The 23632-nt window shown below is 34.5% G+C and carries 27 protein-coding genes; 17 read left to right on the forward strand and 10 right to left on the reverse strand.

The genetic code is table 11. The features are described 5' to 3' along the window. Positions 1-18: 18 nt before the first annotated feature. From nusB to FA045_RS10730, 8 genes are all read left to right on the forward strand, one after another. Complete coding sequence (gene nusB / locus FA045_RS10700) at positions 19-969, forward strand: transcription antitermination factor NusB (RefSeq protein ID WP_136877069.1); 951 nt, start codon at positions 19-21, stop codon at positions 967-969. Position 970: 1 nt separating this feature from the next. Beyond that, positions 971-1408, forward strand: coding sequence for a DUF1573 domain-containing protein (locus FA045_RS10705; RefSeq protein WP_136877070.1), 438 nt, complete (start codon positions 971-973; stop codon positions 1406-1408). A 71-nt stretch (positions 1409-1479) separates the two neighbouring features. Further along, entirely contained in the window at positions 1480-1800 is a 321-nt protein-coding gene (gene yajC, locus FA045_RS10710; RefSeq protein ID WP_136877071.1) for a preprotein translocase subunit YajC, read from the forward strand. Positions 1801-1869: 69 nt separating this feature from the next. Continuing rightward, complete coding sequence (locus FA045_RS10715) at positions 1870-2817, forward strand: CdaR family protein (protein ID WP_136877072.1); 948 nt, start codon at positions 1870-1872, stop codon at positions 2815-2817. After that, entirely contained in the window at positions 2817-3407 is a 591-nt protein-coding gene (coaE, locus tag FA045_RS10720) for a dephospho-CoA kinase (protein WP_136877073.1), read from the forward strand. The genes FA045_RS10715 and coaE overlap by 1 nt, the downstream gene beginning before the upstream one ends. 28 nt (positions 3408-3435) lie before the next feature. Further along, complete coding sequence (locus FA045_RS10725; RefSeq protein ID WP_136877074.1) at positions 3436-4392, forward strand: MBL fold metallo-hydrolase; 957 nt, start codon at positions 3436-3438, stop codon at positions 4390-4392. Between the two features lie 41 nt (positions 4393-4433). Then, positions 4434-4559 (forward strand): DUF5522 domain-containing protein, encoded by a 126-nt coding sequence (locus FA045_RS18870; RefSeq protein ID WP_262709611.1) that lies wholly within the window; start codon positions 4434-4436, stop codon positions 4557-4559. Between the two features lie 7 nt (positions 4560-4566). Then, a complete protein-coding gene (locus FA045_RS10730; RefSeq protein WP_136877075.1) occupies positions 4567-5019 on the forward strand; it encodes a MarR family winged helix-turn-helix transcriptional regulator in 453 nt (150 codons plus the stop codon). 2 nt (positions 5020-5021) lie between these two features. On the opposite strand, the gene FA045_RS10735 is transcribed toward FA045_RS10730, so the two are convergent. The 3 genes from FA045_RS10735 to FA045_RS10745 are packed head-to-tail and all read right to left on the reverse strand — an operon-like array spanning position 5022 to position 7038. Further along, positions 5022-5747, reverse strand: coding sequence for a ZIP family metal transporter (locus FA045_RS10735; protein WP_136877076.1), 726 nt, complete (start codon positions 5745-5747; stop codon positions 5022-5024). After that, complete coding sequence (locus FA045_RS10740; protein ID WP_136877077.1) at positions 5747-6307, reverse strand: phosphatase PAP2 family protein; 561 nt, start codon at positions 6305-6307, stop codon at positions 5747-5749. Before FA045_RS10740 ends, FA045_RS10735 begins: the two co-directional genes overlap by 1 nt. Beyond that, entirely contained in the window at positions 6307-7038 is a 732-nt protein-coding gene (locus FA045_RS10745) for a class I SAM-dependent methyltransferase (RefSeq protein WP_136877078.1), read from the reverse strand. Before FA045_RS10745 ends, FA045_RS10740 begins: the two co-directional genes overlap by 1 nt. Before the next feature lie 170 nt (positions 7039-7208). Here FA045_RS10745 and glmM point away from each other — a divergent pair, with 170 nt between their 5' ends. The 4 genes from glmM to FA045_RS10765 all read left to right on the forward strand — a co-directional run bounded on the left by glmM (position 7209) and on the right by FA045_RS10765 (position 12080). Then, positions 7209-8597 (forward strand): phosphoglucosamine mutase, encoded by a 1389-nt coding sequence (glmM, locus tag FA045_RS10750; RefSeq protein ID WP_136877079.1) that lies wholly within the window; start codon positions 7209-7211, stop codon positions 8595-8597. 95 nt (positions 8598-8692) lie between these two features. Further along, entirely contained in the window at positions 8693-9841 is a 1149-nt protein-coding gene (locus FA045_RS10755) for a cysteine desulfurase family protein (RefSeq protein ID WP_136877080.1), read from the forward strand. 1067 nt (positions 9842-10908) lie between these two features. Beyond that, positions 10909-11130, forward strand: coding sequence for a hypothetical protein (locus FA045_RS10760; protein ID WP_136877081.1), 222 nt, complete (start codon positions 10909-10911; stop codon positions 11128-11130). Between the two features lie 56 nt (positions 11131-11186). After that, complete coding sequence (locus FA045_RS10765) at positions 11187-12080, forward strand: MBL fold metallo-hydrolase (protein WP_136877082.1); 894 nt, start codon at positions 11187-11189, stop codon at positions 12078-12080. Positions 12081-12213: 133 nt separating this feature from the next. Here the strand turns inward: FA045_RS10765 and FA045_RS10770 are convergent, their stop codons facing one another. Next, on the reverse strand, positions 12214-12729 hold the full coding sequence (locus FA045_RS10770) for a transposase (protein WP_136877083.1): 516 nt from the start codon (positions 12727-12729) through the stop codon (positions 12214-12216). 425 nt (positions 12730-13154) lie between these two features. Between FA045_RS10770 and FA045_RS10775 the strand changes: the two genes are divergently transcribed. Together FA045_RS10775 and FA045_RS10780 are read left to right on the forward strand one after the other, a co-directional pair. After that, on the forward strand, positions 13155-14492 hold the full coding sequence (locus FA045_RS10775) for a cytochrome ubiquinol oxidase subunit I (protein ID WP_136877084.1): 1338 nt from the start codon (positions 13155-13157) through the stop codon (positions 14490-14492). 1 nt (position 14493) lies between these two features. After that, entirely contained in the window at positions 14494-15498 is a 1005-nt protein-coding gene (locus FA045_RS10780) for a cytochrome d ubiquinol oxidase subunit II (protein ID WP_136877085.1), read from the forward strand. A gap of 180 nt (positions 15499-15678) precedes the next feature. Here FA045_RS10780 and FA045_RS10785 read toward each other — a convergent pair whose 3' ends face one another. The 4 genes from FA045_RS10785 to accD form a co-directional block, all read right to left on the reverse strand. Further along, on the reverse strand, positions 15679-16038 hold the full coding sequence (locus tag FA045_RS10785; RefSeq protein ID WP_136877086.1) for a DUF6122 family protein: 360 nt from the start codon (positions 16036-16038) through the stop codon (positions 15679-15681). Between the two features lie 44 nt (positions 16039-16082). Beyond that, positions 16083-16541 carry a YciI family protein gene (locus tag FA045_RS10790; RefSeq protein ID WP_136877087.1) on the reverse strand — a complete coding sequence of 153 codons (459 nt, stop codon included), beginning with the start codon at positions 16539-16541 and terminating at the stop codon, positions 16083-16085. 102 nt (positions 16542-16643) lie between these two features. Beyond that, the gene (locus FA045_RS10795) at positions 16644-17372 is read right to left on the reverse strand and encodes an N-acetylmuramoyl-L-alanine amidase (protein WP_136877088.1); all 729 of its coding nucleotides are present in this window, start codon (positions 17370-17372) and stop codon (positions 16644-16646) included. Positions 17373-17591: 219 nt separating this feature from the next. After that, positions 17592-18437 (reverse strand): acetyl-CoA carboxylase, carboxyltransferase subunit beta, encoded by an 846-nt coding sequence (gene accD / locus FA045_RS10800; protein WP_136877089.1) that lies wholly within the window; start codon positions 18435-18437, stop codon positions 17592-17594. Positions 18438-18622: 185 nt separating this feature from the next. Here accD and fbaA point away from each other — a divergent pair, with 185 nt between their 5' ends. From fbaA to FA045_RS10815, 3 genes are all read left to right on the forward strand, one after another. Continuing rightward, complete coding sequence (gene fbaA, locus FA045_RS10805) at positions 18623-19702, forward strand: class II fructose-bisphosphate aldolase (RefSeq protein ID WP_136877090.1); 1080 nt, start codon at positions 18623-18625, stop codon at positions 19700-19702. Between the two features lie 100 nt (positions 19703-19802). Further along, complete coding sequence (locus FA045_RS10810) at positions 19803-20282, forward strand: low affinity iron permease family protein (RefSeq protein WP_205943136.1); 480 nt, start codon at positions 19803-19805, stop codon at positions 20280-20282. Beyond that, on the forward strand, positions 20282-20707 hold the full coding sequence (locus FA045_RS10815) for a GNAT family N-acetyltransferase (RefSeq protein WP_136877091.1): 426 nt from the start codon (positions 20282-20284) through the stop codon (positions 20705-20707). The genes FA045_RS10810 and FA045_RS10815 overlap by 1 nt, the downstream gene beginning before the upstream one ends. Before the next feature lie 404 nt (positions 20708-21111). Here the strand turns inward: FA045_RS10815 and FA045_RS10820 are convergent, their stop codons facing one another. Together FA045_RS10820 and FA045_RS10825 are read right to left on the reverse strand one after the other, a co-directional pair. Further along, complete coding sequence (locus FA045_RS10820; RefSeq protein ID WP_136877092.1) at positions 21112-21963, reverse strand: hydroxymethylglutaryl-CoA lyase; 852 nt, start codon at positions 21961-21963, stop codon at positions 21112-21114. A gap of 126 nt (positions 21964-22089) precedes the next feature. Next, complete coding sequence (locus FA045_RS10825) at positions 22090-23427, reverse strand: NAD(P)/FAD-dependent oxidoreductase (RefSeq protein WP_136877093.1); 1338 nt, start codon at positions 23425-23427, stop codon at positions 22090-22092. Positions 23428-23632: the final 205 nt, after the last annotated feature.

Raw genomic sequence — 23632 nt, forward strand, 5'->3', positions numbered from 1 at the left:
CCACTCGTTCTTACATTCATGTTAAACAGAAGGCACCTCAGAATTAAAGCTTTGCAAAATATTTATGCATGGCACATGACAGAAAAAAAAGATAGCGTAAGCAGTCAAAAAACTTTAATGCAAAGTATTGATAGTGTTTACGAAATGTACATCAGGATGCTTGCCTTATTGGTAGACGTAACTGAATATACCGCAAATGATGCCATTGAAAGGGCTAACAAACATTTGCCAACAGCCGAAGATTTAAATCCAAATCAGAAGTTATTGCACAATAAATTTATCGAGGTATTAAAACTAAATCCAGAATATACGGCTTTGGTTAATAAATATCAGGTTAATTGGCATTCAGATCCAGAATTGGTAAAATCAATTTTTATCAAACTAAAGGAAACAAAAGAATACGCTGATTATTTGGTTGAAGAAACGGAAGATTTAGAAAGTTCTAAAGAAATCATCAAGTTTATTTTCCGTAAGGTATTACTTAAAAACCTTAATATTTTACAGGCATTTGAAGATAAATTTATCAACTGGCCAGTAGATAGAGAAGTGATGCAAGGCATGATTGCTAAAACATTAAAGAACTTTACTTCTGATGATCCTTTTAAAAATAAATTAACGCCAATAAGTGCCGACTGGACAGAAGATAGCCGTTTTGTGAAAGATTTGTTTGCCTACACGCTAAAAAATGATAGCGCTTATCAGGATTTAATTGGCGAAAGAACAAAAAATTGGGAAGCTGAACGTATTGCTTTAATGGATACTATTTTAATGAAAATGGCGATTTGTGAAATGATGAATTTTCCATCAATCCCTGTTAAGGTAACTATAAACGAGTACTTAGAACTTTCAAAAGATTACAGTACACCGAAAAGTAATACATTTATAAACGGTATCTTAGATAAAATTTTAAGTGATTTAAAAAGGTCAAATAGCATTAAAAAATTAGGTAGAGGATTAATAGATGAATAAAATGAAGAAATTAATTTTTGTATTATTTGCTGCAGCTGCTTTAACAGCATGTAACCAAAGCAAAGCAGATAAAGTTGCCGATAAAGTAGAAATGGCTGCACCTACAGAATTGGTAGAAAATGCTCCAGTAGTAAAATTTGATAAAGAAATTTATGATTTTGGTGTAATTGAGCAAGGCGAAAAAGTAACTTATGATTTTAAGTTTACTAATACAGGTAAAACACCATTAATAATTACAGATGCAACCGCAACTTGTGGTTGTACAGTGCCAGAAATACCAAAAAAACCTATTAAACCAGGCGAAGGTGGTACCATTAAGGTTGTTTTTGACAGTACAGGTAAGTTAGGCATGCAAGATAAACAAATAACATTGGTTTCTAACGCTAACCCAACACCAGAAAACTTACACTTAGTAGGAGAAATAAAAGAGAAAAAATAAGTCTGATTGCCATTCAGAATGGCTATCTGTCAGAAACAATTTAACAATAAATCAATTTAACAATACATTAAATGACTACATTATTATTATTACAAGCAAAAGGTTTTGATTACAATACATTAATTATGATGGGAGCGATTATGGTCGTTTTCTATTTTTTTATGATCAGACCTCAGGTAAAAAAAGCAAAAGATCATAAAAAGTTAGTTGCAGAATTAGGTATTGGCGATAAGGTAATTACAACAGCAGGCATACACGGTAAAATTGTAGGTTCAAATGATACAACATTTTTAATTGAGGTAGAAGGCGGTACTAAAATTCGTTTCGATAAATCTGCAATTTCTTTAGATGCTACAAAAGCAGCAGCAACACCAGTAACGCCAAAAGCATAATATTTAACTCTTTAAAATAGCCATTCTTCTTAATTTCGGGAGAGTGGCTTTTTTTTGTAATTTTACCAAATGCCATTTATAAAATTAACTAAGGTAGAGCGTAAGCGTTTTTTGGTGTTTATCAGTTGTTTTATTTGTGCCCTAGCTGCGTGGCTTTTTATGGCGCTTAATGGTAAGTATAAATATATTGCTAAAACAGAGTTGATTTATAAAGATGAGCCTCAAAATAAAGCTTTTAAGCCTTTGCAGCCAGATGTTGTTGATTTAGCAGTTGAAGGAACCGGCTGGCAATTGCTTTTTTCGAGATTAAGAATAAATCCTCAATCAATTACAGTTAGTTTAGAAGGCTTAAATAGAAGGAATTTCATTTTGTTTTCTGAGCAAATGGATCAAGTAAACAGGCAATTAGAAACCTCCCAAAAAATTATTGCAATTAAACCAGATACGCTCTACTTTGATTTTAGTAAACGCACCAATAAGCGAGTGCCTATTAAACTGACATCGCAATTAACGTTTGTCAATCAATATGGTATTTCTAGTCCTATAATTTTAAAGCCCGCTTATGTAAATATTTCTGGTCCACAAGAAGAGTTAAGCAAAATTAGCGAATGGGCTACTGATACCTTAAAATTGAGTAATTTACAGCAAACAACAAACGCCAGAATAGCCATCAGAGAAAATTATAGCAATAATATTAGTATTTATCCAAGTAGCGTTGGCGTTGTAATACCAGTTGATGAATTTACGGAGAAAACGGTTGAGGTTCCATTAAAAATAATTAATAACATTGATTATGATGATGTTAAACTGTTTCCGAAAAAGGTTCAGGTTACATTTTTGGTAGCTTTAGCTAGCTATCAAGAGGTTGATGAAGATTTTATTGAGGCTGTTGTAGATATCAATGAGTGGAAAAAACTAAAGCACAGCAAACTTACCGTTAAAATTAATCGATTGCCAACATACTGTAAATTAATTAAGGTATTTCCTGATAAAATTAATTTCATCATCGAAAAATAATGCTTAAAATAGGAATTACTGGCGGAATTGGAAGCGGAAAAACAACGGTATGTAAGGTTTTTGAAACTTTAGGTATTCCAGTTTTTTATGCAGATACAGTTGCAAAAGAAATCATGATTACCGATTCTGTTTTAGTTGCTGGGATAAAAGATACGTTTGGCGAAGAAAGTTATTTTGGAGATGGTTCTTTAAACAACAAACACATCGCAGCTATCGTTTTTAACAATGTTGATGAATTAGCTAAGCTAAATGCCTTGGTTCATCCGGCAGTGTTTAGAGCTTTTGAAACGTGGGAAAAAGATATTCCATCAACAGTGCCCTACACTTTAAAAGAAGCGGCTTTATTGTTCGAAAGTGGCTCTTATAAAATGTGCGATCAGAATATCTTAGTTACATCGCCTATGGCTGTAAAATTAGCAAGAGTGATGCAACGCGATAATGTGAGCGAGGCCCAAGTTTTAGCTAGAATGGACAAACAATTTAGTGATGAGCAAAAAATGGCCATGGCTAATTATTTTATCGAAAACACCGAACAAAAATCTGTGATTGAGCAGGTTTTAAACTTACACCAGCAATTTTTAAATCGATAAAATCGGATTTTTTTGCTTAACCTAATTTATGCTAAACTCTAAAGAAATTATTGCTGATTTTATTGTTCAAACTAAAATAGGTTTGTTTTGTGCCGAGGGTAATTTTTATCTAGATCCGAAAGAACCAGTTGTTGATGCGGTAATATCTCATGCACATGGTGATCATGCAATTGGGAATAACCAAAATGTATATTGCACCAAACCAACAGCTGTATTTATGCAACATCGATACAAAAAGTTTGCAGCTGGTCAATTTTTAATTAAAGCTTATCATCATAAATTTAATTTAAATGGAGTAGAAATCTCTTTCATCCCGGCAGGACACATGTTGGGTTCTGCAATGGTTTTGATGTGTTTTAAAGGTGTAAAATATCTTTATACTGGCGATTATAAGTTAGAAGCTGATGATACTTGTGAGCCAATTGAATTTGTAGAGGCTGATGTATTGATTACAGAAACAACCTTTGCAGATCCTGAGACTGAGCATCCTGATGCTTTACAAGAAATTAAAAAGCTGAATGAGGTTAGCAGCAACATTATGTTAGGTGCTTATGCGTTGGGTAAAACTCAGCGCTTAATTGCCATGATAAACCAACATTGCCCGCAAAAACGAATTTTATTACACCATAGTATTGTTCCATTTACAAAAATTTACGAGCAGCTAGGCGTAAACTTGGGTAAATACGAAGTGTACGACAGAAAGGTGATGAAAACCAACCAAACCGATATGATTTATATCGTTCCGCCAATGGTTTTTAACAGTTATTTTAAAGCTGTAAATGTGGTAAGGGTATTTGCCACAGGGTGGAAAAAATTACAGCAAAACAATCAAATTCAATTGTATATTTCTGATCATGTAGATTGGAAAGCGATTATAAAAACCATAGAAATTGTTAAACCAACTGAGGTTTGGACAACACATGGAAGTGGAACACAATTACAATCTTATTTTAAACCTAAATTGGTAGTTAAATTGCTCAATTAATGATAGAGGGAGTAGATTATTATCTCAATGAAAACGGTCTAATGGTTTTTACAGCCGCATACCATCTGAAAAGAGGGAACTGCTGTAAAAATAAATGCAAACATTGTCCGTGGAATTTTGGGAAAACTAATAATCAAAATTCCTCAAAATCATCTAAAAAGCAATAAAACACCTATGGTTCAACTACAAAAAGAAGTTAAGGCGGCAAAATTTGAAAACATTTTTCAGCAAGCATTAGTCAACGTAATTTTCACTTATCACTGGAGTAATCAAAATGTAAAAGAAGCATTATCACCTTTTGATATTACTCAACAACAATATAATGTTTTAAGGATTTTAAGGGGTCAATACCCAAGTCCGGCTACAGTTAACTTAATCAAAAATCGTATTCTTGACAAAATGAGCGACACCTCACGTATTGTAGATCGTTTGATACAAAAGGGATACGTAGAAAAATCTGTAAATAATTACGATAAGCGGGCGGTTGATATCATCATCTCTGATAAAGGATTATCCTTGTTGAAAAAAATGGATAAGGAAATTGATTTTTCATCTTTCATTGCACCTAATATAACACCAGAAGAAGCCGAGCAACTAAATGTTTTATTAGATAAGATGAGGGGCTAAATTTAATGGCTATGCCCTGCAGCATAAAAACCAATTAACGCAACTCCAATTCCTAATAAAACCGCTAGCATTTTCCGTTTATTAATTTTATGATCTGCACTCGATTCGAAGAGTATAGTTGTTGAGATATGTAAGAATATGCCAATTACAATACCCATTACTTTGTTAAAATATTGCTCCATTCCGGTAATGCTTCCATTGCTTAAGCTTAAGCTAAAGTAATATCCGGCAGGTGCCATTACAGCAAAAATAATAATGTAAAAGATAACTTTATTGGCTTTAATATGGTTTTGAACTAAAATGCTTGCTAACGCAAATGCTGCTGGAATGTGATGCAGAGAAATACCGAAAATAAGTTCGTTGTTTTGGTCTTTTGCCAATGGCATACCTTCTAAAAAGGCATGTAAACATAAACTTGCCATAATGCCCCAAGGAAATGCATGACTATGATGATGTTTATGGATATGACCATGTTCTACACCTTCAGAAAATTGCTCTAAAAATACTTGAAGTAAAAACCCAATCAATATAAAAATGCCAATTTCCCGCTTATCGGTACCACTATAAGCATCTGGTATTAAATGTAAAACAGTGATGGCAAACAAATAGGCGCCACTAAAGGAGAGGATAAGTTTTAAGAGTTGCGATTTGTCATTTTTTACCAAAAAGATAGATAAACCTCCTAAAAATGCACAAAAGAATAAAACGAGAAACTTCCAAATTTCCATTAGATTGCAGGTTTGATTTTGGTGTAAAGGTAAAAAGTAAAAAAGCCAATGCAAGTGCCTAATAAAGCGCCAAACATTGTGTCAATTGGGTAATGAACACCAACATAAACTTGCGCAAAGCTGATAATGAATGCCCAAAATAAGCCTAAAGGTAAAATTGGTTTCCAATCTTTATAAAATAGACAAATTAAAAAAACTGCAATTGCAAAATGATTGGTAGCATGAGATGATGGGAAGCTAAAGCCACTTCCGCAAGGTACTCTTCTAATAATTTCATCGGCTAAATTAACATCATTACAAGGTCTTATTCTACCAATAAATGGCTTTATTAAACGAGAAGCAATAAAATCGCCTATGGCAAATGTGGTTAAAATCATTGCAATCATATAATAGCCCTGCTTTTTGTAGTTTCTGATACAAAAAACAACTATAAAAAGATAAAGCGGCGACCAAAAAAATCGGTTTCTGAGCAATGGCATTAACCAATCGAAAAATCCGTTACTTAAACCACGATGGATTTTAACAAACAATTCTACATCAAATTGCTGAATATCTGCCATTATGCTTTTTTACAAACAAGTATTAATCTGTCAGATTTAATTTCATCAAAAGCGTCTAAATTATAGTTGCCAAAAGTTTCCGTAATCACCAATCCACTTTTAGTTAACATTCGCTCAAAATCTGCTAAAAAGAATGCTTGAACACGTTCTTCAAAAGCATAAACTTTTAAGCGGTGCTCAAAATTGATGTGTTTAATAATTTTCCCTTCTGAAACAAATTTATGTAAATGAAATTCTATGCCGTCTATTGTTTTAGTTTCTTGGTTCGTGAGGTTTTTGATGATTTTCTGGGTATTAAAATAATCAATTACCAAGGTTCCATCGGGCTTTAAACCTTTTCTAAATGATTTTAACGCATTTACATGATCTTTTTCACTTTCGAAATAACCAAAACTGGTAAAAAGGTTTAATGCAATATCGTAATAATTGATATAGCCTAATTTTCGCATATCATGCACGTAAAAGTGCAAGTTCTTTTGTTCAAACTGCTGAGCGTACTTAATGTTTTGTTCAGAAAGATCTATGCCTGTAACATCATACCCTTTTTTGTTCAAATAAATAGCATGTCTGCCTCTGCCGCAGGCGATATCTAAAATTTTGCTGTCGCTTTTTGGGTGTAAATATGCAGACAGATTGTCAATTAATAATTCAGCCTCCTCATCATTACGTTGACTGTAAAGAATGTGATAATAAGGTGAGTTAAACCAATACTGAAACCATTTTCGCTGCATACTGCTAATATGTTAACTTTTTTGTGAGCAACAAATATAGTAAATTGAAGTGCAAGAGCTAAAAAATTAATTTTGAGGTATTACAAATGAGATTAAAAATTACTTAGCCCTTTGTTAATTAATGCATTTCGTTCTTAAAAATTTCTTATTTTTGAGGAAAATTATAAAACTTGACTTTAATAAAATCTATTTCTGGAATTAGAGGTACCATTGGCGGAAAAGCTGGCGATGGTTTAACCCCAATTGATATTGTAAAATTTACTGCTGCTTATGGTTCTTGGGTAGTAAATAAAACTCAAAATAAAAAAATTGTCCTTGGTCGTGATGCCCGTATTTCGGGAGAAATGGTAAACAATTTGGTAATAGGCACGTTACAGGGTTTAGGTATAGAAGTGATAGATTTGGGTTTATCTACTACACCAACTGTAGAAATTGCTGTACCAATGGAAAATGCTGGTGGTGGAATTATCTTGACTGCTAGTCATAACCCAAAACAATGGAATGCTTTAAAACTTTTGAATGAAAAAGGCGAATTTATTAGTGATGCTGATGGTAAAGAAGTTTTAGAAATAGCCGAAGCCGCAGATTTTGCATTTGCTGATGTAAATGAATTAGGTAAAGTTGTAAGTAACGATACCTATTTGCAAAAACATATTGATGTGATTTTAGCCTTGCCTTTGGTTGATGTAGAGGCCATTAAAAAAGCAAATTTTAAAATCGCGATTGATTGTGTAAACTCTACTGGTGGTATTTTTGTGCCAGCATTGTTAAAAGCCTTAGGTGTAGAAACAGTTTACGAATTGTATTGCGAACCAAATGGCGAATTTCCGCACAATCCAGAACCTTTGCCAGAAAATTTAACTGAAATAGCTAAAGTTGTACAAAATAAGAGAGCAGATTTAGGTATTGTAGTAGACCCAGATGTGGATAGACTTTGTTTTGTAAACGAAGATGGAACCATGTTTGGCGAAGAATATACTTTGGTAGCAGTTGCTGATTATATTCTTAAAAATACCCCAGGCAATGCGGTTTCTAATCTTTCATCAACACGTGCATTAAGAGATGTAACCGAAAAAGCTGGTGGCGAATATAATGCTGCAGCTGTGGGAGAAGTAAACGTTGTAAATCAAATGAAAGCTACCAATGCGGTAATTGGCGGCGAAGGGAATGGCGGAATTATATATCCAGAGCTTCATTATGGCAGAGATGCCTTAGTTGGTATTGCACTATTTTTAACCCATTTAGCTAAAGAAGGCCTTACAATTTCACGTTTGCGCAGCACTTATCCTGCTTACCACATTTCTAAAAATAAGATTACACTTACGCCAGAAATGGATATTGACGCCTTATTAATTAAAGTACAAGAGAAATATAAAAACGAAAAAACCAGTACTATTGATGGTTTAAAGATAGACTTTGCGAACGAATGGGTGCATTTACGTAAATCGAATACAGAGCCAATTATCCGTATTTATAGCGAAGCTGAAAATGAAACTGTAGCCGAAAACTTGGCGAAAAAAATTATTTCAGACATTAAAGAGATCCTTCAACTTAACTAATTTAATCCCTGCCTGCGGTAGGCAGTTTTGTAAATTTTTTTTTAATGGATTAATTAATCTGTGAAATCTTTTACATCTGTGTAATCATTTATTTTATGAAAAGAGTTTATTTAGATAATGCAGCCACAACACCTTTAGACCCAAATGTGATTGCCGAAATGACCAACGTAATGCAGAATTTTTACGGAAATCCTTCTGCAATACACGCATTAGGTAGAGAGGTAAGAACTTTGGTAGAGAAAGCGAGAAAGACTGTTTCTGGCTTGCTAAACGCGTCGCCTTCAGAAATTTTCTTTACCTCTGGTGGTACTGAAGCAGATAATACGGCTATTCGTTGTGGTATTTCTGCTTATGGAATTAAACATGCCATTACCTCTAAAATAGAACATCACGCTGTAGAACAAACTTTAGAGAAGCAATTAAAAGATGGTATAATAGATAAATTGAGTTTCGTAAATATTGATGAAAAGGGAAATGTTGATTATGCACACTTAGAAGATTTGCTACAAAATAACGAACGCAGTTTTGTTTCTTTAATGCACGCCAACAACGAGTTGGGTACCCTTACAGATATGGAAAAAGTTGGTGATATTTGTGAAAAATACAATGCCATCTACCATGCAGATACTGTACAAACCATGGGGCATTATACCCATGATGTACGTAAATTAAAGGCGCATTTTATTGTTTGTGCAGCACATAAACTACACGGACCAAAAGGTGTGGGCTTTTTGTTCGTTAACAGCAACATCAAAATACCACCAATGATTTATGGTGGCGCACAAGAGCGTAACATGCGTGGTGGTACCGAAAATGTGTATGGAATAGTAGGTTTAGCTAAAGCTTTAGAAATTGCTTATGCAGAAATGGAAGAGCATCAAAACTATATTCAAGGTTTAAAAGATTATTTAAAAGAACAATTGATTACCGAAATTCCGGGTATTGCTTTTAATGGCGAAACTGAAGCTGATAAAAGCCTATATACGGTTTTAAATGTTTCTTTTCCAGAAATGGATATGGCAGATATGTTGTTGTTTAACTTAGATATCAACGGAATTTGTGCATCTGGCGGTAGTGCCTGTTCATCTGGCTCTAACATTGGTTCGCATGTTTTAAATGGTATCAAAGCAGATCCAAATCGCCCTTCGGTACGTTTTTCATTTAGTAAATACACTACAAAGGAAGATTTAGATTACGTTTTAGAGAAAGTTAAAATGGTGGTAAAGCAAAATGCTTTAGCTTAATCCTATAAAATACAAACTCCTTGGTTGGTGCGCTCACCACAAGTGTTCGGAACAAATTTTTTAATGATTATTTATCATATAGAGATTTAGAAAAATTGATAAAAACACGCACTTCGAGTGCAATTAAGATTTATTAGAAGTATTTTTAGACCTCAGAGAGGTCTTATATCTATAGCTAATATGCAATTTATGTTGTGCGACCCCAGCTGGGGTCTAATTTATGCCTTGCAATTGCTTTACAGATGTTATCCCGCTGGGATAATTTAACCCTTCGTTTAATTTTCTAACCATAAATAGACATTGAAAACATAGGCTAGCGCATCTTTTCCTATATTAACTATGTGCCTATGTGTTTAATTTTTAATCTTCCGAACACCTATGGTGTCCTCGCCAACCATAAATAGAGCCTTAGCAATACTATTAAGTTTTTTTATAAAGCAATGGCAGTTATTTATTGGATAAATTAGTCGTCTTTTTATTGCAATAAGAGCCTTTGCTCCGTTGTGGATCTAGATTACAACGTTTGTAGTTATTGATAATGCTCAATGTCATAAAATTAAGGTTTTATTTGACCTTTCCAAGGTCAAATATCTATTGAATAAATGCGTTTTTTTTTGTTCGACCCCGATGGGGTCGCATAGTTTAAATCAATTCATTAGCTATAAATATTTAAATCTTACGGATTTTTTCTTTAAAAAATGTTATTGGCAATTGCTAGGCGTAGTGCCAACTTGCGAAGTTTACAAGGCCAAAAGAAAACGGGAGAACTTCGAAAGTTTCGTTTCCTAATAGACTGACGAAGTTATCCCTTATACAAAGCCCAATAAACTTTGTAAGTCTATTTGCGCTCGCTAAAAGCAAACCTAAATAGCAGTAAGAACCTGAGTCTAATAAACCCGACATACGTGGAAATTCTTTTTACCCCTAAATCCCCTGAAGGGGACTTTGTAAAAAGAATTGCAACATTGGCGGGAGTGCTGTTTGTTCATTGCAAAACACCTGCTTTTCTCCTATAAAAAACAAAATAGTTATTGTGTTGTTATTTAAATACATCAAAACTAAATGTTATGGAAAATCAAAAAGAAAATCAAGAAGAGAATAAAAGAGAAGTAAAAAGTGATTTAATTGATGCAGTAAATCCTGATAAGGAAACAAAACGTACTGAAGAAAATATCGAAAAAAGTTCATCATCAAATCCAACAAGTATGTTCGAAAAAAAGCATACACGCAGTAACCATTCACTTGGAGGTAGCCACGAACCAGGCACTACTCCAGGCACTGGATTTTAACTAATAATTAACTATATTTAAACCACGACATTCATCGTGGTTTTTTTATTTACTTTATGCAAAGAAGAAAATTTATTCAAAATTCTGCACTAGCGGCTGCAGTTTTAGCTTTATACAAAGGTGATGCTTTTGCAAATCCATTTAGAGCTTATCAATTTAAAGAGTTAAGAAACGGAGTTGGAGTGTTTTTAGAGCAAGGTGGTACAATTGCATGGCTAAATAGCTCTAGCGGTTATGTAGCTGTAGATTCGCAATTTCCTGCATCGGCAGCACATGTAATAGATGAGTTGAAAAAATTAGGTGATAAACCTTTTAAATATCTATTAAATACCCATCACCATGGCGATCATACTGGCGGAAATATTGCTTTTAAAGGTTTGGCTGAGCATGTAGTAGCGCATGAAAATTCCTTGGTAAATCAAAAGTTAGCAGCCGAAAAGGCAAATAATTTAGCACAGCAATTACTACCTGATGTAACTTTTGGAAAAGGCTGGAAGGCGCCAGTTGGCAATGAGAAAATTATTGCTTATTACTACGGTTCTGGACATACCAATGGCGATGTAGTTTATCATTTCGAAAATGCAAATGTAGTACATGTTGGCGATTTAGTGTTTAACCGTAGGTTTCCTTATATAGATCAGGCAAATGGAGCTCATATTGGCAATTGGATTACTGCTTTAGATAAAATTTACAATCAATTTGATAAGGATACGATTGTTGTAACCGGGCATAGCTTAGACCCTGAAAAAGTAGTGGGCGATAAGGAGAATGTTAAAGCATTTAAAAATTACTTAGAAAGTTTGCTAGCTTTTGTTGGTGCAGAAATTAAAGCAGGTAAAACTAAAGAAGACATTTTAAAAGCAACCACAATTCCTGGTGCGCCAGAATGGAAAGGCGATGGAATTGCAAGAAGTTTAACTGCTGCATATACTGAGTTAACAGCAGGATAAGAGGAATTTTCAGCTGAGTGTTTGGAGTAAAAGTGTTCAAACGCTCAGTTATTTTCCAGCAAACTTTATTTCCTATCGGTCGGTGTCTCACCGACCGAACGTTTTCTGCGATTTTTTATCATCAAGTAAAGTTCTAATCTCTATAGTCTCTTAATATTCTAAATTCATCAATCCCTGTCTTATAAAAGCTTGCGCTACTCCATCTATACTCTTCTGGATACTTACATAACCCCCACTTTTCAATGGTCGGGTTATAATGTATGTAATCTATTTTTTGGAGTAAAATATTTTCTGTGCTTAACGGAATAGCAAGCGGGTCTCGTTTCCAGAATTGATAATTTCTATCCATTTTTTCAGAATGATAATTATTTAGTAGTGTAGGGTTATTTGCAAGAAGATATCTTCTGAATTGATGAGCTGTAAATTTGGTAAAACTTGTTGCTGGATTTTCTTTGCCATTTTGTTTTAACATATTCCAAATTAAATGAATATGATTAGGCATAATTACGTATGCATAAATTTCTACTAGTTGTTGTTTTACTAAATATTGTAACGAGTTAATAATTATCATTTTCAAGTTGTCATCAACTAAGAGATGAGCGAAATTACAGATGGTATCTGTATAGAAATATGAATTATCGAAATCCATTTGTCCCTGCCGTTTATGGAAAATATGCATAATATGAAATAAGTTGAAGGGACAACGATACAAAATAGCATATTTGAAGCTGAATATTAAAATATTATCGTGTTTTTTCGGTCGGTGAGACACCGACCGATAGGCGCAAAGGAAATGTTATTAAAAGAAGTTTACTACCTTGCGTAGGGAATTGACAGTAGGTTAGATATTTGTATTACTTTACACGTTTTTTCGGTCGGTGAGACACCGACCGATAGGTGAATTAACAGCTGAGCGTTTGGGGTAGTAGTCCTCAAACGCTCAGTTATTTTACGCAAAACTTTATTTTCAATTTATAAACGTTCCATATTAAAAATAACTCATCTATTTCATTGGTTGTTAATTCATTCCAAAATTTCTATCGGGTATATTTGTAGTAACAAATTCCTCTTGCTATGGATGATTTTTTAGCCGCCCGTTCGCAAATGGCCCTTTCATTGGGCTTTCACATTATTTATGCTTGTATCGGAATGGTAATGCCATTTTTTATGGCGGTTTCGCATTACAAGTGGCTCAGAACAAATGATGAAGTTTATAAAAATATTACCAAAGCTTGGAGCAAAGGTGTAGCTATATTTTTTGCTACAGGAGCAGTTTCTGGCACAATGCTCTCGTTCGAGTTAGGTTTGCTCTGGCCAAAATTTATGGAACATGCCGGCCCAATTTTCGGAATGCCGTTTTCATTAGAAGGTACAGCATTTTTTATCGAAGCCATTGCACTAGGCTTTTTCCTTTACGGATGGAATAAACTGAACAAATGGTTCCATTGGTTTACAGGAGTTGTTGTTGGAGTAAGTGGTTTAGCTTCGGGTATTTTAGTTGTTGCTGCAAATGCTTGGATGAATAGTCCGGCAGGATTTGATTTTGTAGACGGAAAATATTTAAACATAGACCCAATTGCCGCAATGTTTAATAAAGCATGGTTTACACAAGCATTACATATGTGCTTAGCAGCTTTTACGGCCACAGGTTTTGCAGTTGCGGGTGTACACGCTTTAATGATCTTGCGTAAACAAAATCCAGATTTCCATTATAAAGCTTTTAAAATTGCAGCGGTTTTTGCGACTGTATGTGCTGTTTTGCAGCCCATCAGCGGAGATTTATCAGCAAAGGATGTGGCGCAAAGGCAACCTGCAAAATTAGCTGCAATGGAGGCGCTATACACTACCCAAAAACCAGCACCATTACTTGTTGGAGGAATTGTAGATGAAAAAAATAAAAAAGTAACTCATGCCATAGAAATTCCTGGTGCTTTGAGCTTTTTAGCCCATGGCAATTTTAAAGCTGAGGTAAAAGGATTAGATCAAATTCCGGCAGACGAGCAACCACCAGTAGCGATAACCCATTATGCTTTTCAAATTATGGTAGGCATTGGCACATTGTTAATGTTAATTTCACTAGGTTATTTTATTTTACTTTTGCGCAAAAAATCAATTTTAGATCGTAAATGGCTGCTTAAATTATTCGTTTTAGCTATCCCGTTAGGTTATATCGCCTTAGAAGCAGGTTGGGTAGTAACAGAAGTTGGTAGACAACCATGGATTATTTATGGTATTATGAAAACCCGAGATGCTGTTACCCCAATGCCTGGTATCGCATGGTCGTTTTATCTATTCTCGGCAATTTATGCTTCGCTAAATGTTATTGTTATCTTTTTGCTTTACCGACAAATAAAAATGGTACCAGTACTTTATAACCAGCATAAATTTTCATCATCTGTAAAAGCCAATTAATATGGAATACGTAATTATAACATTTTTATGTTTAGCCATTTTACTTTATTTTTTGTTAGGCGGGGCAGATTTTGGCGCTGGAATTATCGAATTATTTACCTCACAAAAAAACCGTAGTAAAACCCGTAAAACCATGAGCCAAGCCATTGGTCCGGTTTGGGAGGCCAACCACATGTGGCTCATTATAGCTGTTGTAATTTTGTTTGTTGCTTTTCCTAAAATATACACCACCATGTCTGTTTATTTGCATATTCCGTTAGCTATTATGCTCATCGGTATTATAGCAAGAGGAACGGCATTTGTTTTCAGACATTATGATGCCGTTAAAGATAAAATGCAAGAGGTTTACAATAAAATATTTATCTATTCAAGTTTTATTACCCCCTTATTTTTAGGCATTATTGCAGGTAGTGTAATATCTGGTAAAATAGATAGCGAAGCAAATAATTTTGCGGATGCTTACGTATATGGTTGGTTAAATTGGTTTTCAATTGCTGTAGGTTTGTTTACTGTTGCACTTTGTGGTTTCTTAGCGGCTATCTATTTAATAGGAGAGAGCGAAGAACTTGTAGAGCAGCAACGCTTCATTAAAAAAGCAGAGTTTATGAATGTGGCTGCCGTAATTTTTGGCGCAATGGTTTTTACGGCAGCTTATTTCGAAGATGTTCCTTTATATAAATGGGTTTTTCAAAACCAAATTGGTTTATCGGCAGTAATTTTAGCTAGTTTATCGTTAATTTTATTATGGTTTCTATTACTAAAAGGAAAAACAAAAATCTTAAGGATTTTAGCTGGTTTTCAAGTAACGATGATTTTGGTAGCCATTAGTTTTGCGCATTTTCCTAATTTTATCCAATTAAAAAATGGATCTGCACTCTCACTATTTGATGCTATCGCCCCTTTTAAAACAGTACAAGCATTAGGATGGGCATTGGTTTTAGGTAGTTTTTTGATATTGCCCTTTTTAGGATATTTGTTTTATAAATTTCAGCAGAAAGAAGAGTAAATGTAGTTCATTGGTTTATTAGTTTTTTGAAGCGCAATTACAGTACAACTATTAATGTCAGTCCTGCTTTACATTACAAGTCTCGGTGGTTGCTAGTGCGAAACTTAATAGTCATCAAAACCGAGCGCTTTTCATTTCAATCAGGGCTATTTAATAAATTTAGTACTTAAAGGAAACAGCTTATCTGCCGTAATTTAAAATAAACTCATTCCAACGGCAATCTTGATAATCAGTAAACATGTGAAATAGCAAACCTATAGCTATAATTTTAATTAGCTTATTTTTCTGAAATAATAATAAAAAGTAAACTGCAATTGCATAATAACTATGTAAAGGATGAAAACCAATGCTACATCTGCCAGCTTCAAAAATTGGTGTCGCCAGTAAATGATCTAAATCAACAAGCATGGTACAGAGTAAAATTAGATACGTTTTTTTCCAATCATCCTTAAAAAATAACCACGCTATCACCAAGGGAAAAACGAAATGTAAACCGTAATGTATTAATGTTTGGATGATCTTGAGGGTAGCGATGTCCATAATCTAGTTGTATCAAAAGCTAAATTATAAAAATAACGCTAAGCTTAAAATTTAAATTTTCTTACCTTTTCGCTAGCTTTTAAATATTCACCTAACGCCGCAGAGCCATACCAATTAAACAAATCTGCATCTAAGAGTTTAGCTTTAACAGCGGGGTCAGTTGCCAAAATCTCTTTAGCTTCCTCTATCGTTTTTACATTTAAAATGAATATGCCTCTATAGTTTTTATCGTTTTTTCCCATTGGTCCAGCAACAACAAGTTTATTTTCTTTTACCAATTTACCCATGTTGGTCATGTGGCCAGCAAAAGCAGCATCGTATTCTGTTTTGGTTGAGGTTGTATTTGAGCCAGTTTTCAGCATCACCAAAATATATTGTTTCATCCCATAATCATCAGCACCTACTGTTTTAGCTAATTCAGCATCGTAATTTGGGTTTATGTTTTGAGCTTTTGTGCTTACAAATAGTACTGTGCAAAAGATAATAAGTAGTGTGTTTTTCATAATTTTTTGTTTTTGGTTTAGACGCTGCCTTAAAGCATAAGGTTACATCAATTTAACAATTAAATTAGCCCTTTGTCTATTTAAAACTTCATCAGCGAGTATTTAATTCAAGTTTTTTTCAGCCAGCCATTTTGCCAATTCTGCTTTTATCGCTTTGCCCATTTTTTGCTGATTTGCAGGGCTTTCTAAAAAATCTTTACTTACACCATTGTCACCAACTTCTAAAAGTACACGGTATTTTGCTGTATTTACATGCTCATCTAAACTATAAAAAGCTTTTTTGCCTGTTGCTTTGCAGGTATAATCGTTTCTACCAGTTGAGCTATCTAATTGTACACCTCGGTTTTCTAAATCGGTAACAGCACTTATTGCAGCAACTAACCTAGCCGCTAAAGCTCTGTTTTCTGCTTCGTATTGATCGCCATCATGTATAAAACCCCAAATGGCATGGCGCTTTGTTCCTCCATTATTATGTATAGAGATAAAAACAGCTGGTTTCTTTTTGTTGGCTTGTTTTAATTCATAAGCATAGCCAGATATTTTGCCATCAATTATTGCAGATGTATGCTCAACAATCGTATTGCTGCCTACATTTGGATGATGTAAGTTGGGTTCATTTAAACTCCAAACTTTAAACTCTTTTAGTTTAGGATTTACACCCATTGCAGCTTCAACAATACCATTACAAACGGCAGCTTCACTAAAATCTTTACCAGTATCTGTTTGGTGCGATGGTTGCCAAACTACAATCGCCTTTGGCTTGCTTAAAAATTTTACAGTGAAACTGGATAGGAGCGTAAGGCAGGCAAGAGAAAAGAATATTTTTTTCATAGGGATTGATTTTGATATTCTAAGTTAAGGATTTCAGATTGAAATAAAATTTGATGTTCTTAGACGTTGAGAATTGAAGTTAAATTAATCCATAAAAAAAGCAGTGTTAATCTTCGGAAGAATTTTAACCCTGCTATATTTACTTGTTCATTAGTTTCATTTGTTCATTGGTATAGCAATTTGCTAAATGAACTATTGAACTAATGATTAATGAACTGTCTAATTCTTCATCATCTTTAAAAAACTTGCCAATTTAGCTTTCATTTGTCTTCTATCAACAATAAAATCTAAAAAGCCGTGCTCCAATACAAATTCAGAAGTTTGGAAACCTTTTGGTAAGTCTTTTTTAATGGTTTCTTTAATTACTCTTGGTCCGGCAAAGCCGATCAAAGCACCTGGTTCTGCGATGTTAATATCGCCTAACATGGCATAAGAAGCAGTAACACCACCAGTTGTAGGATCTGTTAATAAAGAAATGTAAGGAATTTTAGCTTGCGCTAATAAAGCCAATTTAGCCGATGTTTTAGCCATTTGCATTAGTGAAAATGCAGCTTCCATCATCCTTGCGCCACCAGATTTAGAAATCATTAAAAATGGCACTTTATTTTTTATGCTATAATCAATAGAACGAGCAATTTTCTCTCCAACTACCGAACCCATAGAACCGCCAATAAAAGCAAAATCCATACAGGCAACCATTAATTCTTGTCCATCTACTTTACCGTGAGCAGCTCTAATTGCGTCTTTTAAGCCAGTTTTAGCTTGGCTTTCTACAATTCGCTCGGTGTAAGGTTTGTTATCGTTAAATTGTAATGGATCGCCAGAAGTTAAGTTGGCAAACAATTCGGTAAATTCGTTATTATCAAAAAGAACTTCGAAATATTCTTTAGAGCCTATTCTTAAATGGTAATCGCAGTATTGGCAAACATATTTGTTCTCCGTTAAATCTGCACTGTGTAAGGCCTTTTTACAATTAGGGCACTTGTTCCACAAACCATCTGGTGCTTCTTTCTTTTCTTCTGTTGTGGTACTAATACCTTTTTTTTCTCTCTTAAACCAACTCATGTTATGTTTTAAAATTGCGACTACAAAGAAACGAATTTTTTTTAAACAATAGTAGCTGTTTTGCGGAAGTGTTTTACAAAAAAACACAATTAATCAATAGGCTTATTGTAAAAAATACACTTAGGTAAAAAATGCTGTTTTTGTCGATTTTTTTTTTAACTTCGAAATATCAAATTTAAATAGAAATGAGTTTAAAAGGCTATAAAGGCGTAATTTACGGAGCAGCCGTTCAAGAATTGTTTGAGCAGGCTAAAAAACATCAATTTGCATTACCAGCGGTAAATGTTACAGGAACCAATACCATTAATGCGGTAATGGAAACTGCAAAGGCAGTAAATTCTCCTGTTATGATACAACTTTCTAACGGCGGAGCACAGTTTTACGCAGGTAAAACTTTAAATAACGATAATTTAAATGCTTGCGTTTTAGGTGCAGTTTCTGCGGCTAAACACGTGCATTTATTGGCAGAGCATTATGGTGTAGCAGTAGTTTTACATACTGATCATGCTGCTAAAAAGTTATTACCATGGATTGATGGATTGCTAACGCATGGTGAGCAATTTTTTGCAGAAACAGGTAAACCATTGTTTTCATCGCACATGTTAGATCTTTCTGAAGAGTCATTAGAAGAAAACATGGAAGTTTGTGTGGAGTATTTTAAACGCATGAATAAAATGGGTATGACCATTGAAATTGAGCTTGGTGTAACTGGTGGAGAAGAAGATGGTGTAGATAACAGCGATGTAGACAGTTCTAAATTATATACCCAACCAAGTGAGGTTGCTTATGCTTATGATGAGTTGAGCAAAGTGAGTGATCGTTTTACCATTGCTGCTGCTTTTGGTAATGTACACGGTGTTTACAAACCTGGTAACGTTAAATTACAGCCAGTAATTTTAAAAAATTCTCAAGATTTTATCAAAGAAAAATATAGCTTAACAGCAGAGAAACCAATCAATTTTGTTTTCCATGGTGGTTCTGGTTCTTCGCAAGAAGAAATTAGAGAAGCAATTTCTTACGGTGCAATTAAAATGAACATTGATACCGATATGCAATGGGCATTTTGGCAAGGCATTTTAGATTATTATCAAGCTAACGAAGCTTTCTTGCAAGGTCAAATTGGTAATCCGGATGGCGATGATAAACCTAATAAAAAATATTACGATCCACGTGTTTGGTTACGTAAAGGCGAAGAAGAGTTTGTGAAACGTTTAACAGGCGCTTTCGAAGATTTAAATTGTATTAACGCAAACGATAAATTGTAAAAATCAATTTTTATAGATAAAATTAAAGCGTCCCGATTATTCGAGACGCTTTTTTGCTTTTTATAGGATATTATTGTCAATTTAGTATAAATAAATTCTTATGATGAAAATAGCTAAAAAAAGTGGTGGTTTATTTGAGCAATTCGCCAATGCTGCCACCAAATTCACCGGTAGCTCGCCTGCATTTATTGGTGCTGTGGCAATAGTATTTTTATGGGCGGTTACAGGTCCACTTTTTAATTACTCAGAAACTTGGCAACTTTTTATCAATACAGGTACAACGATCATTACATTTTTGATGGTGTTTTTAATTCAGAAAGCACAAAATAAAGATGGTAAAGCTATACAATTGAAGTTGAATGAATTGATTGCCGCACATGATCACGCCAGTAACAGAATGGTAGACATTGAAGATTTAACCGAAGATGAATTAGATCAACTGCATAAATTTTATGTTACCTTGTCTCGCTTAGCAAAAAAAGAAAATGATATTCACTCCTCACACTCTATTGACGCCGCAAAAGAATTAAATTTAGAAAAAGTAAAATCGATTAAACACTACAAAAAACTCAAAAAATAATGGATTCACTATTGGTACAAAAGGCACTAACTAAAGAAGAATTGGAAAAGGTTTTTGCCATCCGCAAAATTGTTTTTGTTGATGAGCAGGGTTGCCCACCAGAGCTAGAGTACGAGAATGAAGATGTTTCACATCATTTTTTAGCTTTATCAGATTATAAACCTTGTGGTGCTTGCCGTTGGCGAAAAACAGATGCTGGTTATAAATTAGAGCGCTTTGCTGTTTTAAAAGAGTTTAGAGGTTGCGGGGTAGGTAGGGCTTTAGTTGCCACTGTTTTAGCTGATTTACCGTCAGATGCACATTATATTTACCTCAACTCTCAATTAGATGCAGTGGGTTTATATGCTAAATTTGGTTTTGTTACAGAAGGAAAACAGTTTGAAGAAGCTGGTATTCAGCATTTTAAAATGGTGAAGAAAGTTTAGCGAGAAAAGGCTTATTTGTGACGCCATGTTACTTAAATAATTTTAAAGATAAGTACATCACCACCCCGGCTTTCAGCCACCCCTCCGAAGGAGGGGAATTGCGTCTAATATTCCCTCCGACATGTCGGAGGGTGCCCATGGGGCGGGGTGGTAAATTAACCGCTCGATTTTAGTTCTTTATACAATATTAAGACTCCAAATACAAAACTTACTAAACAGGTGCCCCAAATTAACCAGTCTTCTAGCATATGTGGCCTAAACATAAAATGACCATGATTTCCTGCACCATATACGGCAAAACAGAATAACGCAATTAATAATAAAATAATTGCTAGAATGATTTTTAAAATTCTCATTCCAAATAGTTAAAAATCTGTTTTTATCTGTGTCAATCTGTAGTTAAATCAATTACCGCTAAAAACTTTCGCAGACAAAGCCATCGCCTCATTCCATTTCTCCATATTCAGATTCAAATCTTCGCCTTTGGCCTGCAAATAATCAATTAAATCTTCTGTCGCCATATTACCAGTTAAATCATCAGCTGCCATTGGGCAACCGCCAAAACCTTTTAAAGCACTATCAAAACGTTTACAGCCAGCTAAGTAAGCTGCTTCAATTTTTTCTAGGCGAGTAAATGGTGTACTATGTAAATGAATACCGATTTCTGTTTGCTTAAATTTCTCAATTAGTACAGGTAATATGGTTTTAATCTTCTCAGGAGTTGATACTCCTGTTGTATCGGCAAGCGACACAATTTTTACACCTCTGCTTACCAATTCATCTGCCCATTTTTCTACAATCTCTACATTCCATTCATCTCCATACGGATTACCAAATCCCATAGATAAATAAACAACCGCGGTTTTTTGGTGTTGGTCGCAAAGGTTCAGCATTTCTTCAACAGTGGTTAAAGATTGTGCTATTCTCGAATTTGTATTGCGTTGCTGAAAGGTTTCGGAGATAGAAAAAGGGAAACCAAGATAGTTAATCTCTTTGTGTTTTACCGCTTCTTCAACACCTCTTAAATTGGCTACAATAGCCAATAGTTTCGTGCTGGTGTTCTGTAAATTTAATTGTGCTAAAACTTCTGCTGTATCACGCAATTGCGGAATAGCTTTTGGAGATACGAAACTGCCAAAATCAATCGTATCAAACCCAACTTGCAGTAACAAATTAATGTATGCTGCTTTTAAATGTGTTGGTATAAAATCGTGTAAACCTTGCATGGCATCACGAGGGCATTCAATGAGTTTCATTTTTTGAGATGTTAGAAGTTAGAAGTTAGATTTGAGATATGAGATTTGAGATTTGAGACTTTGTTTATCGCCAAAAACAATGAACTAATTTTGAGCCTAACGAAATCTCGATTTATCGGGAAACTGTTAAACTTTCGGACTTTCCGTCTTCCCAACTTGCGGACTTTCTTCCGTCTGCAAACTATTAATCGCTTTCCACTTTTCGCCTTTAATAAATGGCCTGATAATTAATCTCGTACCTCTATCGTAACTGAAATAACTCCACACCCAGTTTACAAAAACGATTAATTTATTTCTAAAGCCTACTAAAGTCATTAAGTGTACAAACATCCAAGTAAACCAAGCAAATATGCCTTGAAAACGGATTTTACCGATATCAACTACAGCTCTGTTTCTACCTACTGTAGCCATACTTCCTTTATCAAAGTATTTGAAATTTTCTGTTGGTTTGCCTTCAATAATGTTTAGTAGGTTTTTGGCTAGTAAAGTTCCCTGTTGTATAGCCGCTGGTGCCACACCGGGATGCCCATTTGGAGTTTCATCTGTAATCATCGCGGCAACATCTCCAACCGCATAAATATTTTGGTAGCATTCTACTTTATTAATCCGATCTACTTTTAAACGGTTGCCACGTACCGTACATTCTGGATTTAAACCGTCTAAAATCACACCCTTAACACCCGCACTCCAAATTACTGTTGCTGATGAGATGTTTCTGCCATCAAGTAATTCAATTGTTTTGCCATTATAGCTTTTTACCCTTGCATTGGTATATACCAAAACGCCCATTTCTTCTAAAAACTGTTGCGATTTTTGTTGTGCTTGCACAGACATTGGTCCTAACAATTCTGGAGAACCCTCAATTAAATAAATATTTACCTGATCAATATTTATTTCCGAATAATCATTTTTTAAAACGTGGCGCTTTAATTCGGCTAAAGCACCCGCTGTTTCTACACCTGTTGGGCCGCCACCAACCACTACAAAATTTAATAATTCTGCTTTAGTTGTTGGTTCTGAGGTAATTAACGATTGCTCTAAGTTTTGCAGAATTAAACTTCTCAAATTTAAGGCCTCTGGTATAGATTTCATCGGCATTGCATTTTGCTGAATTTCATCTTGACCAAAAAAGTTACTGGTAGAACCCGTTGCAATTACCAAATGATCGTAATGAATTGCTCCAATTGTTGTTAAAAGTTTGTTTTCTTCAGGAATTACTTTTTTAACCTCAGTAACTCTAAATTTAAGATTTTTTTGCCCTTTAAAAATTTTTCTGATCGGAAAAGCGATCGAATCTGCTTCTAAACCACCAGTAGCAACTTGGTAAAGTAAAGGTTGAAAGGTGTGGTAATTATGTTTGTCGAGTATTGTTACATCTACCTCTTTATTTCTTAATTTTTTTGCCAATTCTATCCCACCAAAACCACCACCAACAATTACAATTCTTTGTCTTTTGTTTTCCATAGTAAATAAACTATTTAGCCTATTAAATAGTTTGTCAAATATAGCAAGTTATAAATTGAATAAATGTAAAACCAATCGAAGTAATGATAAAGCAGAATATTAAATTTTTTTGAAAAACTATGTCAGTGCTTTTGGCTTTTTCAGCCCCGCTTTTTAATCGCCTGCCTGCCGGACAGGCAGGGGTTTATATTACAAAGGCAGTAGT

Origin of the sequence: Pedobacter cryotolerans (genome assembly GCF_005116475.1) — a bacterium.
GTDB classification, from domain to species: Bacteria; Bacteroidota; Bacteroidia; order Sphingobacteriales; family Sphingobacteriaceae; genus Pedobacter; species Pedobacter cryotolerans.